Annotated in this window: 12 protein-coding genes; 8 read left to right on the top strand and 4 right to left on the bottom strand. The window is 39.6% G+C overall.

All coding sequences use genetic code 11. From position 1 onward, the window contains the following. Positions 1–2: 2 nt before the first annotated feature. The 7 genes from hisD to hisIE are packed head-to-tail and all read left to right on the top strand — an operon-like array spanning position 3 to position 6,099. The gene (gene hisD, locus ABYD77_RS05470; RefSeq protein ID WP_372767779.1) at positions 3–1,295 is read left to right on the top strand and encodes a histidinol dehydrogenase; all 1,293 of its coding nucleotides are present in this window, start codon (positions 3–5) and stop codon (positions 1,293–1,295) included. Next, positions 1,295–2,347 carry a histidinol-phosphate transaminase gene (hisC, locus tag ABYD77_RS05465; protein ID WP_372767777.1) on the top strand — a complete coding sequence of 351 codons (1,053 nt, stop codon included), beginning with the start codon at positions 1,295–1,297 and terminating at the stop codon, positions 2,345–2,347. The genes hisD and hisC overlap by 1 nt, the downstream gene beginning before the upstream one ends. Before the next feature lie 3 nt (positions 2,348–2,350). Continuing rightward, positions 2,351–3,412 carry a bifunctional histidinol-phosphatase/imidazoleglycerol-phosphate dehydratase HisB gene (gene hisB / locus ABYD77_RS05460; protein ID WP_372767776.1) on the top strand — a complete coding sequence of 354 codons (1,062 nt, stop codon included), beginning with the start codon at positions 2,351–2,353 and terminating at the stop codon, positions 3,410–3,412. Next, entirely contained in the window at positions 3,409–3,993 is a 585-nt protein-coding gene (hisH, locus tag ABYD77_RS05455; RefSeq protein ID WP_372767774.1) for an imidazole glycerol phosphate synthase subunit HisH, read from the top strand. The genes hisB and hisH overlap by 4 nt, the downstream gene beginning before the upstream one ends. Positions 3,994–4,001: 8 nt before the next feature. Next, on the top strand, positions 4,002–4,736 hold the full coding sequence (hisA, locus tag ABYD77_RS05450) for a 1-(5-phosphoribosyl)-5-[(5-phosphoribosylamino)methylideneamino]imidazole-4-carboxamide isomerase (RefSeq protein WP_372767772.1): 735 nt from the start codon (positions 4,002–4,004) through the stop codon (positions 4,734–4,736). Continuing rightward, entirely contained in the window at positions 4,718–5,491 is a 774-nt protein-coding gene (gene hisF, locus ABYD77_RS05445; protein WP_372767770.1) for an imidazole glycerol phosphate synthase subunit HisF, read from the top strand. The genes hisA and hisF overlap by 19 nt, the downstream gene beginning before the upstream one ends. Then, positions 5,488–6,099: a bifunctional phosphoribosyl-AMP cyclohydrolase/phosphoribosyl-ATP diphosphatase HisIE gene (hisIE, locus tag ABYD77_RS05440; protein ID WP_372767768.1), complete on the top strand. Its 612-nt coding sequence runs from the start codon at positions 5,488–5,490 to the stop codon at positions 6,097–6,099. The genes hisF and hisIE overlap by 4 nt, the downstream gene beginning before the upstream one ends. Positions 6,100–6,102: 3 nt before the next feature. On the opposite strand, the gene ABYD77_RS05435 is transcribed toward hisIE, so the two are convergent. Together ABYD77_RS05435 and ABYD77_RS05430 are read right to left on the bottom strand one after the other, a co-directional pair. Beyond that, positions 6,103–6,579, bottom strand: coding sequence for a DUF6436 domain-containing protein (locus ABYD77_RS05435; RefSeq protein ID WP_372767766.1), 477 nt, complete (start codon positions 6,577–6,579; stop codon positions 6,103–6,105). A 40-nt stretch (positions 6,580–6,619) separates the two neighbouring features. Continuing rightward, positions 6,620–8,098 carry a methyl-accepting chemotaxis protein gene (locus ABYD77_RS05430; RefSeq protein WP_372767764.1) on the bottom strand — a complete coding sequence of 493 codons (1,479 nt, stop codon included), beginning with the start codon at positions 8,096–8,098 and terminating at the stop codon, positions 6,620–6,622. A gap of 266 nt (positions 8,099–8,364) precedes the next feature. Between ABYD77_RS05430 and ABYD77_RS05425 the strand changes: the two genes are divergently transcribed. Continuing rightward, positions 8,365–8,877 carry a hypothetical protein gene (locus ABYD77_RS05425; RefSeq protein WP_372767762.1) on the top strand — a complete coding sequence of 171 codons (513 nt, stop codon included), beginning with the start codon at positions 8,365–8,367 and terminating at the stop codon, positions 8,875–8,877. Positions 8,878–8,938: 61 nt separating this feature from the next. On the opposite strand, the gene dnaJ is transcribed toward ABYD77_RS05425, so the two are convergent. Together dnaJ and dnaK are read right to left on the bottom strand one after the other, a co-directional pair. Then, positions 8,939–10,075 (bottom strand): molecular chaperone DnaJ, encoded by a 1,137-nt coding sequence (gene dnaJ / locus ABYD77_RS05420; RefSeq protein ID WP_372767760.1) that lies wholly within the window; start codon positions 10,073–10,075, stop codon positions 8,939–8,941. A gap of 137 nt (positions 10,076–10,212) precedes the next feature. Next, positions 10,213–12,126 (bottom strand): molecular chaperone DnaK (gene dnaK / locus ABYD77_RS05415; RefSeq protein ID WP_372767758.1); only part of this gene is annotated, 1,914 nt, incomplete at its 5' end.

Genomic DNA, 12,126 nt, shown 5'->3' with positions numbered 1-12,126 from the left:
CGGTGGAAACTTGGTCTCAATTATCAAAAGCAGCACAAGACTTGCTGCTTTCAAGGCCTGCCCAACAAGCGTCAGACCAATTACAGTCTCGTGTTCAATTAATTATTGATAATGTAAAAGCAAATGGTGACACAGCGCTTTTACAATACAATCAAGAATTTGATAATAATTATGCTGATGAACTGATTGTATCAAATACTGAAATACAAAATTCAGAAGCGCTATTGAGCACAGAGCTTAAAACAGCCATCAATATTGCATTTAATAATATAACTACGTTCCATAAAGCGCAGTTACCACAGCGAAAAGTGATAGAAACACAGCCTGGTGTGGTGTGTGAGCTTCGTTACCAAGCAATTAATGCGGTTGGTATTTATGTACCTGGCGGTACTGCACCATTGCCATCATCTGTGTTAATGCAAGGTGCTCTGGCTAAATTAAGTGGTGCACAAACAATCGTGCTTGCAACACCAGTAAAGGGTGATGAGCAAATTAACCCTGCTATTCTTTACGCAGCAAAACTCTGCGGTGTAACTACATTAGTAAAGTCTGGCGGTGCTGGTGTAATTGCTGCAATGGCTTTTGGAACGCAGTCAGTTCCTAAAGTAAATAAAATTTTTGGCCCTGGTAATAGTTATGTGACTATGGCTAAACAACTCGTCGCGCAACAAGCTAATGGTGTTGCGATTGATATGCCTGCAGGTCCTTCAGAGGTATTAGTAATCGCAGATTGCGGCGCAAATCCAAGGTTTATAGCAGCTGATCTATTATCTCAAGCAGAGCACGGTGAAGATTCACAAGTAGTTTTACTTAGCGATAGTGAAACATTAATTAATGCAACAAAGATAGAAGTTGAAAAACAGCTGCAAGGGTTATCAAGACGAAATATCGCTGAAAAAGCATTATTAAATTCGCCTTTTATTCTCGTTAAAGACATTGAGCAAGCAATTGAAGTATCTAACCAATATGGCCCAGAACACCTGATAGTTCAGACTCGTGACGCTAATGATATTGTTGATAAGTTTTTCAATGTTGGCTCAATTTTCGTTGGCGATTATACCCCTGAATCAGCGGGTGATTATGCATCGGGCACTAACCATGTTTTGCCTACTTATGGTTACAGCCAAGTTTATTCAGCACTTAATTTAATGGATTTTTTTAGAACTTATACAGTTCAGACTATTTCGCAAAAAGGATTAAGTGAACTTTCAAAAAGTATTTTACCTCTGGCAGATGCCGAAGGTTTAGTTGCTCACGCAAACGCAGTTAAAGTACGACTAGAGGAGTTAAGTTAATGAGTGATAATTTCGCACCTGACTATATTGCTTCATTAACAGCTTATAGCTCTGCTAAAAGTGAAAAGCTTAGTGGGTCTACGTGGTTAAATGCTAACGAAAGTCCTTTTACCAATGAGTTTGAATTAAATTTAACAAATCTCAATCGCTACCCTGATCCACAACCTGAGGCTGTAATATCAGCATATGCGAGCTACGCTGATTTAGCGCCAAGCAATGTATTGATGACACGCGGTGCAGACGAGGGAATTGAACTTCTAGTTAGCACATTTTGCCGAAGCGGTGTTGATGCTATTGCTCAATTTATTCCTACCTATGGTATGTATAAAGTAACTGCTGAAAGCGCTAATGTTACGCTTATCAATCTAACGCAGAGTGATTTGCTAGAAGCCTCAACGACTGAATTAGTTGAGAAAGCGCTAAACGCCAAACTAGTGTTTATTTGCAATCCAAATAACCCAACAGGCAGTGTTGTCCCACTTAAGCGTATTGAAGAAATTGCTTATGCATTTAAAGATAAAGCAATTGTAGTTGTTGATGAAGCCTATATAGAATTTTGTGATGAGCTTACCGCGGCGCAACTAATCAAATCGCATCAGAATGTTGTCGTATTACGCACTTTATCAAAAGCGTTTGCGCTTGCAGGGCTTCGCACTGGCTTTGTTTTAAGTAATCAAACACTGATTAATACAATGCGAAAAGTACTTGCGCCCTATCCTGTTTCAACTGTTGTTGCATCTATTGCAGAACAAGCACTGTCACCTTGCAATATTAATAGTATGAAACGCCAAGTTACGATTTTAAATAACAATCGTGAAACGCTGATAAGTACACTTAAACAATGTATCAAAGTAGTAAAGATACTTCCGAGTTTTGCTAACTTTGTCACCATCAAATTAAGTGATAAGTGTTATATAACTAAAGCTATGGCAAGCGGTTTAATTATGCGACCCTTTACGCTTTATGGGGAAGATGACTGGTTACGTATTAGTATCGGTTCAGAACAAGAACTTAATGTTGTATTCAATTGGCTAATGGAAATAAACGGATAATTTATGGCAGTTCCTTACTTATTTATTGATCGTGATGGCACGTTAGTTGAAGAACCTGCCATTGATAAACAATTAGACACGTTAGAAAAGTTGGTCTTTGAACCAGGTGTTATTCCTGCCCTATTACAATTACAAGCTGCAGGCTACCGTTTAGTTATGGTATCAAATCAAGATGGGCTTGGAACAGACAGCTTTCCACAAGCTGATTTTGATGCGCCTCATAGCAAAATGATGCAAGTGTTTACATCATCAAACATTACATTTGACGACGTACTAATCTGTCCGCATTTTGATGACGAAAACTGCGCATGTCGCAAACCAAAGACTGGGTTACTAAAACAGTTAATGCGCTCTGGTAAAGTAGATTTAGCCAATTCTTATGTCATAGGCGATCGTCAAACCGATATTCAACTTGCTGAAAACCTATGTTGTGAAGGTATTTTATATACTGGCAATTGGCCTGAAATTGTTACTAAATTAACGACGCAAAATCGCACTGGTGAAGTAATTCGTAACACTAACGAAACTCAAATATCTGTAAGGTTAAACCTTGATTCTGAAAAACAAGGTGAAATAATGACTGGGCTGGGTTTCTTTGATCACATGCTTGATCAAATTCGTACCCACAGCAATATTGGCCTTTCTGTAAATGCCAAAGGTGATTTACATATTGATGAACACCACCTTGTTGAAGATGTCGGCATTGCACTGGGTCAAGCCCTTAAACAAGCGCTAGGTGCTAAAGCACAAATTGGTCGCTATGGTTTTTCATTACCTATGGATGAGTGTAAAGCAGAAGCGCAAATTGATTTATCAGGCCGAGCCTCTTTTGTGTTAAATGCTAATTTTAGCCGAGAAAAAGTGGGCGATATGGATGTTCAAATGGTGGAACACTTTTTCAAAAGTCTCACTGACAACGCGGCAATCAGCTTAATTTTGAGTGTCTCTGAGGGTAATTGCCATCACCAAGTTGAAGGCTTGTTCAAAGCGTTTTCACGTGCGCTTAGAATGGCCATCGCAAAAGATACTTCGCAAACCACAGCCAGCTCAAAGGGGTGTTTATGATTGCAATAATTAATACCGGTTGTGCAAATATTAACTCTGTGCGTTTTGCCTTTGAACGTTTAGGCGCTCAGGTTGAAATAATCACTGAACCTGAAAAACTTAATAATTTTCCACGAGCAGTGTTACCTGGCGTGGGTCACGCATCAGTTGCGATGAAACGCTTAATTGATAATAACTGGCAAGACGCAATTAAAAACTATAACAAACCACTTCTTGGTATCTGTTTAGGTATGCAATTAATGTGTGATGAAACAGAGGAAGGAAATGTTACAACTCTTGGGCTTATTTCAGGAAAGCTATGCGCGCTTAAAAGTGAAAATTTAACCTTGCCACATATGGGGTGGAATAATTTAAATTTAAAATCTAGCCACCCTATTTTGAATGGCATTGATGCAAAAGATCAAGTTTATTATGTTCACAGCTTTGCTCATCAGCCAAACCAATATACTTTGGCAACAAGTGACTATGGTACCGAATTTTCGGCCATAATCGCAAAAGACAATTTTATAGGCATGCAATTTCACCCTGAAAAGTCCGCTGATGTAGGCGAGCGCTTGCTTAAAAACTTTTTAGCATTATAGGAACAATGATGATTATTCCCGCATTAGATATTTTACAAAATCGAATTGTTAGACTATACCAAGGCAAGTATGACACCGCACAGTTTTACGATTTCGACTTTAAAACTCGTTTAACTGAGTATGCTAATTCAGGCGCTGAACGCATTCACATCGTGGATTTAGAAGGCGCAAGAGATCCGGATAAAAAGCAATGGCAGTTCATTCAAGAAGCATCAAACGCGCTCAAACTACCCTTTCAAATCGGCGGCGGCATTCGAAGCGAGTCCGACATATCCACATGGCTGAACGCCGGCGTACATCAAGTTGTGATTGGCTCGAAGGCAGTGACGAACAAGAGCCAAGTAAAGAGCTGGATAGAAAAGTTTGGCGCTACTAAATTTGTCATTGCTTTAGATGTCAACAAAGATGGAGATACATGGCGCCCTGCAACCCATGGTTGGCTAGAAAAATCCCCCTATGACTTGTTCGAATTTATCGAATTTTATAGAGCATTGGGTGTAAAAGACTTCTTATGCACTGATATTAGTAAAGACGGTACAATGACAGGCCCTTCTTTTGCCTTATACCAAGATATTCTTGCAAAATTTGACGACATTCGCGTGCAAGCGTCTGGTGGCGTAAGCTCCCTTGAAGATATTAAGCAACTTAAGGCATTAGGTGTAGGTGGTGTAATTTTAGGTAAATCTTTACTAGATAATGCCTTTACAGCTGAGGAGGCGGTTTCATGTTATCAAAACGCATAATCCCCTGCCTTGATGTTAAAAATAACCAGGTGGTTAAAGGTGTAAAATTCAAAGAACATGAAATTGTCGGTGATATTTTGCAACTTGCAGAGGCCTATTCAAAAGCAGGTGCAGATGAATTAGTTTTCTATGAAATTACCGCAAGTGTCGAAAAACGTTTATTAGATGTAGCTTGGGTTGAGCAAATTGCTCGTTATATTAATATTCCATTTTGTGTTGCAGGCGGCATTAAATCTGTAGCTGATGCAGCTAAGGTACTCGAAATGGGTGCAGACAAAATTAGTATAAACAGCCCAGCTATCGCACGACCAGAACTCATCAAGGAGCTTCATGATGAGTTTGGAAAACAATGCGTCGTAGTTGGCATTGATAGCTTTTATGATAAAGAAACTGATCAATATTTAGTATATCAATTAACAGGCGACCCAAATGCAGCGAGTCAAACACGTTATAAAACTGAAGAGTGGGTAAAACGTGTGCAAGATTTAGGTGCTGGTGAGATTGTTCTTAATTGTATGAACCAGGATGGTGTTCGCAATGGATATGACAATGCCCAACTGAGTAAAATACGTGCGCTATGTGATGTACCACTTATTGCCTCTGGTGGTGCTGGCAAAACTCAAGACTTTGTAGATGTATTTACACTCAGCAATGTTGACGGTGCACTTGCAGCATCTGTTTTTCACAAAGGCCTAATAGATATTAGCGCACTTAAATCCGAATTAAATAAACAGGAAATAGCAGTAAGACTATGAAGATAGATTTAACCAATATTTCAGCGCTGGATTTTAGCAAAAGTGATTTAATTCCTGCAATTGTACAGGATGCACATACGGGTCAGATTTTAATGCAAGGATTTTGTAATGCTGAAGCAGTACAAACCAGCCTTGAGATTGGTAAAGTTACTTTTTACAGCCGTTCAAAACAACGCTTATGGACTAAAGGTGAAAGCTCTGAAAATTATCTTGAGTTGGTTTCTGTTCACACTGACTGTGATCACGACTCTTTACTAATGTTAGCAAATCCAAAAGGCCCGACATGCCATTTAGGAACACAAAGTTGTTTTGCTGAAGCATCATCTGATTTAGCTTTTTTAGGCACTTTAAATAAGGTTATCGCTAAACGTAAGCATTATGATCCAAATGAAAGCTATACTGCGAGTTTATTTACCAAAGAGCTCAGCAGAAGCTGTCAGAAAGTGGGGGAAGAAGGTGTTGAAGTAGCCCTTGCTGCAATGAAAAATGACAACGAAGAGCTACTCAATGAATCAGCTGATCTGCTTTATCATTTACTTGTACTATTACAACGCCAAAACTTAGATATTAGTGAAGTAATCACAGTACTTAAAAATCGTCACAAATAAACATTAACTTAAATTGCAATAGCAACCTTTTGCATCAGTTATAATAGCAGCACCAAAAAAATTTTGCTTGGTGCTGCTATTTAATAAATACGGTTCCACTAGACCCTTCCCCTCAGCGCAAAACATTCCTGTAGAATAAGGACCTAAATAGCTAAGTGAGCTTTGTTTATTAATCACAGCAACCGCTGGGACAGATGGTAATTTTAATTTTAACTGCTTGTCTAATTGAATATTATAATTTTTGTAATCCATTTTTGTTGCGAGTAATTTAATCGAATTTACATGTTCCTCAGCCACTTTGAGACAAAAACAATCTTCAGTTCCAAAATGAATTACTGCACCGGAAACATCACCTAGCTCCTCAAAAACTTGATTGACAAAATCAACATCAAAGCCAGTGTCCATCGCAAGTCTACTTAACTCTCCCTGATGATCAAACGATGTGACTTGTTTAGTTGATAAAAATAGCAGACCAATCAAAAGTAGTGCCGTCCAGATACACAAAACAAGGCAATGAGGTTTATAAATCAAATCGTGACAACTCTCTGTTAAGACTCTCGATATCATACTTCACTTCTTGGAAACGTTTAGTTGATTCATTACTATTCAATTTGAGTTGCTCTGAGTTATGGGAAAGTGTTTGAGTGGACTCTGAGATACTTGCCGACACGGTAGCTTGCTCGCTTGCCGCACTTGCAACTGACGCCATATTATTTACCATGCTTTCAATATTATCGACAACTCCCATCATCATATTCGATGCTTCTTTTGCTTGGCTAACAGTGTCTTCAGCGCGAATTAAACATTTATCCATTTGATCAACTGATGATGACGCTTCATTAATTAACGACGCAGTAATTTCGGATATTTGCTCGGCATTTTGTCGTGTTTTCATCGCTAATTGCCTTACTTCATCGGCGACAACAGCAAACCCGCGGCCATGTTCACCTGCACGAGCGGACTCAATGGCGGCATTCAGTGCAAGTAGGTTCGTTTGATCTGATATTGACTTAATAGCGTTCATAACCTCTTCAATTTTATTACACTTTAATGCTAACTCACCAATGGTTTGCGAAGTAGCTGATAACTCTCCTTTTAAATTTTCAATATTTCTTGCTGAATGATCTATGATCTGTTTCGTTTTATCAGTACGTGTAAAAGCGTCTGAAGCACTGTCATTAGCCTCACTGGCTTGCGATGCAACATTAGCATTAGCAACCGTTAACTCTTCTGTTGCAGTCGCTATAAGATTAATCTGGCTAACATTTTCTTCAGTCGCATTTTCAACATCGCTGCTCAATGAAGCCACTAACTGAGACCGTTCTAGAACTGCTTCGCTCACCTCTTTTGTTTGTTTTATAAATTGTGCAAAAGACGTCATTAATTTATTGAAGTCTGTATCTTCATGCTGGCTATTGTAAAAATTTGATAAGTCGAAGGTGCCATTTTCTCTCATTATCTGATGTACAGACGATGATAAATCAAATCCATTAACGGATTCTTTATGCGCATGTTTGGCTACATACATTAATACCGCGCCTTCAGTCACCGCAAATAATGCATGTATTACAAGTATGTAAAAATGTATGTGTCCCTCTTCGAATACATATAAAGCTGCACTTTGTGTTTGGACTATGTAAAACAGAATGTGATGCACAGCAACAACCAATACACTTGTTAAAATAACTTGCCAATCTCTGTAGCAACTTAAGAAAGCTAACATCACAAAGATTTCAAAATGAATTTCTGTAAGCCCCATCGTTTGCTGAATATGCAGTGCCGCAAATAATTGAACAGCAATAGCAACTGAGTGACGAGTTACCTTGGCAAATGGTGCTGTGCTAATGAGAAAAAGCGGCAAGCCCATAATCAATAGACCAAAAACAACTCCTTCCATCCAAGTGTGCGTAAAAAAAGAAATGAGTAACGTAAGGGCAAATTGCCCCATTAACACAATTGAGAAGATCCTGTTTGTTTTATCGATCCAAGGGTAGTTCATAAAGTTATCCAAATTATAATTATTTAAGTTTTATGCACGTATACGAAAATTAAGTGTATATCGTTCATTTGTGCAGTAACTTTGATTAAAGTGTAGTTGTAGATTTAGATTTTGTTAAAGAGAGAAACACTGTCGATAGGAATAGACACAGCTCCTAATTCAACGAAAATGCCAAAATCACTTAAAATTCCATATTTTAAATAGCTATGTAATGGATTTTTTATTAAACAATCGTTATGCTGAAACAAATTTTTAGGGATAAAGTTATGTTACGTAAAATCTCTGCTGCAACGCTTCTAATTGCAATTACTGGGTGTGGTTCAACGCTATCCCCTGAGCAAAATGCGTATGTGGACAATTTAACACCTTGTGAAAAAATTCAAGGGCTAGTTGACAGTTTTGCAAATGGCTTTGAGCCTTTAAAAGCAACTCGTGTGCAAAATAATTTTAGTGATGTCTGGACACCAAAATACCACCTACTTGGTAATAGCTGCCAAATAATTGGATTTAATTCTAATAGAATGGCTTATAAATGTTCAGAGCAATACGATGACGAATCACAAAGTCATGAATCATTTAATTGGGCAATCGAAAAAGTAACGAGTTGTTTAGGAGCAGATTGGCAAGCAAATGAGTTTGTGCAAAATGACAGCAAACGCGTAACATTCAAGAACCCTCAACATCAGGCTCTAATTAGTATTCAAAGCGGAAAGACGTTAGCGAAGTATCGCAAAACTTGGCAAACCTCTTTTGAAGTTGGCGACTTAGTTAAAAACTAATTGATAAAGAATATTAGTTAAAAAAAAGAGCTCAATTTGAGCTCTTTTTTAATGTTCTGAATTACTTAGTTAAATCATCAAAAAACTTTTTAACACCATCAAAAAAGCCTTGCTCTTTTGGACGATGGCGCGAGCTATTACCACCCATACTTTCATCTAATTCACGTAATAATTCTTTTTGACGATCATTGAGGTTGACAGGTGTTTCAATAATCACCTTACAGATAAGATCACCAACAGCACCACCGCGTACAGATTTAACGCCTTTTCCACGCATGCGGAACATTTTATCTGTTTGACACTCTGATGGAATTTTTAGTTTAGCGCGGCCATCAAGTGTCGGTACTTCAATTTCACCGCCAAGAGCTGCCGTGGTAAAGCTAAGTGGTACTTCACAATAAAGATTGCTGCCATCACGGACAAAAATTGGGTGCTCACGTACTGACACTTGTACATATAAATCACCTGCAGGTGCGCCATGCTGACCTGCTTCGCCTTCACCGGCTAAACGAATACGGTCTCCTGTATCAACCCCAGCTGGAATTTTAACGGATAATGTTTTCGTTTTTTCAACACGTCCTTGACCGTGACACTTATTACATGGATCAGAAATAATTTGGCCACGCCCACTACACGTTGGGCACGTTTGCTGTACAGCGAAGAAGCCTTGGCGCATTTGAACTTGGCCATGACCGTTACAAGTCCCACATGTTTGTGGTTTAGAACCTTTTTTCGCACCAGAACCATCACACGGCTCACATGCTACCCAAGTAGGTACTTTAATTTCGACGTCTTTACCGCGAACAGCTTCTTCAAGGCTCAGATCTAAGTTGTAACGTAAGTCAGCACCACGTTGTTGACGTGATTGACGTCGGCCACCACCGCCACCAAAAATATCGCCAAAAACATCGCCGAAAATATCACCAAAGTCTGCGCCACCGCCAAAGCCACCGTGACCGCCACCACCACCTTGTTCAAAGGCTGCGTGACCAAATTGGTCATAAGTCTGGCGTTTTTGACTATCACCTAGAATTTCATAGGCTTCTTTAACTTCTTTAAACTTAGCTTCTAAGTCTTTATCGCCTGCGGTACGGTCTGGGTGATACTTCATTGCAAGGCGTTTGTATGCCTTTTTAATATCACGATCGCTAGCGTCCTTAGCGACGCCTAATACTTCATAATAATCGCGTTTTGACATAATTACTGCTTTCCCCGTTTACTGGCTAACTGCATTTGCATTGCCCCGACCGGGGTCTTTAGCCTCAATTTCATAAAACCTTTAGATACACTAAGGGCGCGTCTGAGTCGAAACCCGCGCGCCCTAGTTAAAGTAAATTACTTTTTATCGTCTTTTACTTCTTCAAACTCAGCATCAACAACATCGTCATCTTGCTTAGCTTGCTGTTGGCCAGCATCAGCACCTGCTTGTTGTGCTTGTGCATTCGCTTGCGCGATTTCCATTAGTTTTTGAGACTTTTCAATTAATGCTTGTGTCTTAGCTTCGATTTCCGCTTTATCATCGCCTTTAACTGCTGTTTCTAGCTCTGAAAGTGCTGCTTCAATCGCTGCTTTGTCGTCAGCTGGAAGAGCATCACCTGCTTCTTCAATTTGCTTACGAGTACCGTGAACCATTGCATCAGCTTGGTTACGTGCTTGCACTAACTCTTCAAACTTCTTGTCTTCTTCAGCATTTGCTTCTGCATCACGAACCATTGCTTCGATTTCATCGTCGCTTAGACCTGAAGACGCTTGGATTGTGATCTTCTGCTCTTTACCCGTGTCTTTATCTTTCGCAGATACGTGTAAGATACCATCAGCATCAACATCGAATGTTACTTCGATTTGTGGTACACCGCGCTGTGCAGGGCGGATACCTTCTAGGTTGAACTGACCAAGTGATTTGTTAGCACTTGATTGCTTACGCTCACCTTGAAGTACATGAATTGTTACCGCACTTTGGTTATCTTCAGCAGTTGAGAATACTTGTGATTTCTTAGTTGGAATCGTTGTGTTTTTCTCGATTAGCGCAGTCATTACCTGACCCATTGTCTCAATACCTAGAGAAAGTGGGATTACGTCAAGTAGCAGTACGTCTTTAACTTCACCCGCTAAAACACCACCTTGAACTGCAGCACCCATAGCTACTGCTTCATCAGGGTTTACGTCTTTGCGTGGCTCTTTACCAAAGAAGTCAGTAACTGCTTTTTGTACTAGTGGCATACGTGTTTGACCACCCACTAGAATTACATCATTTACGTCACTTACTGAAAGATCAGCATCAGCTAGAGCTTTTTTAAGTGGCTCAAGTGATTGTGTTACTAAATCTTCAACCAGTGATTCTAACTTAGCACGTGTTAGTTTAACGTTCATGTGCTTAGGACCAGTTGCATCAGCTGTTACATACGGAAGGTTAACTTCTGTTTGTTGTGCACTTGAAAGTTCAATTTTTGCTTTTTCAGCGGCTTCTTTAACACGCTGCATTGCAAGTGGATCAGTCTTTAAGTTGATACCTTGATCTTTCTTAAATTCTTCAACTAGGTAGTTAATAACACGGTTATCGAAATCTTCACCACCTAAGTGCGTGTCACCATTTGTAGCAAGTACTTCAAACGTGTGCTCACCTTCTACTTCATCGATTTCGATGATAGAGATATCGAATGTACCACCACCTAAGTCGTAAACGGCAACTACATTGTCGCCTTGCTTTTTATCCATACCGTATGCAAGTGCTGCAGCAGTTGGTTCGTTGATAATACGTTTAACATCAAGACCCGCGATACGACCAGCATCTTTAGTTGCTTGACGCTGAGAATCGTTAAAGTATGCAGGAACAGTAATTACAGCACCTGTTACTTCTTCACCTAAGAAATCTTCAGCTGTTTTCTTCATTTTCTTAAGAACTTCAGCAGAGATCTGCGGTGCAGCACGCTTTTCGCCTTTTGCTTCAACCCATGCATCACCATTGTCAGCTTTAACAATTTTGAATGGCATGATGTCGATATCACGTTGTACTTCTTCGTCTTCAAAACGACGACCGATTAAACGCTTGATTGCGAATAATGTGTTAGTTGGGTTTGTAACTGCCTGACGCTTTGCAGGTTGACCTACAAGCGTTTCACCTTCATCTGTATATGCGATGATTGATGGGGTTGTACGATCGCCTTCTGCGTTTTCAATTACGCGTGGCTTATCGCCGTCTAATACTGCAACACATGAGTTTGTTGTGCCTAAGTCGATACCAATAATCTT

Origin of the sequence: Pseudoalteromonas sp., assembly GCF_041629635.1 — a bacterium.
Lineage (GTDB): Bacteria > Pseudomonadota > Gammaproteobacteria > Enterobacterales > Alteromonadaceae > Pseudoalteromonas.
Note: the sequence above shows the minus strand (reverse complement) of the source record. Positions and strands in the feature narration are given on the sequence as shown.

Bases quoted from the DNA above. Each gene is read 5' to 3' on its own strand.
- hisIE (WP_372767768.1), top strand. From the start codon at position 5,488: ATGAAGATAGATTTAACCAATATTTCAGCGCTGGATTTTAGCAAAAGT.
- hisB (WP_372767776.1), top strand. From the start codon at position 2,351: ATGGCAGTTCCTTACTTATTTATTGATCGTGATGGCACGTTAGTTGAA.
- ABYD77_RS05430 (WP_372767764.1), bottom strand. From the start codon at position 8,098: ATGAACTACCCTTGGATCGATAAAACAAACAGGATCTTCTCAATTGTG.
- ABYD77_RS05425 (WP_372767762.1), top strand. From the start codon at position 8,365: ATGTTACGTAAAATCTCTGCTGCAACGCTTCTAATTGCAATTACTGGG.
- dnaJ (WP_372767760.1), bottom strand. From the start codon at position 10,075: ATGTCAAAACGCGATTATTATGAAGTATTAGGCGTCGCTAAGGACGCT.
- hisH (WP_372767774.1), top strand. From the start codon at position 3,409: ATGATTGCAATAATTAATACCGGTTGTGCAAATATTAACTCTGTGCGT.
- hisA (WP_372767772.1), top strand. From the start codon at position 4,002: ATGATTATTCCCGCATTAGATATTTTACAAAATCGAATTGTTAGACTA.
- hisF (WP_372767770.1), top strand. From the start codon at position 4,718: ATGTTATCAAAACGCATAATCCCCTGCCTTGATGTTAAAAATAACCAG.
- hisC (WP_372767777.1), top strand. From the start codon at position 1,295: ATGAGTGATAATTTCGCACCTGACTATATTGCTTCATTAACAGCTTAT.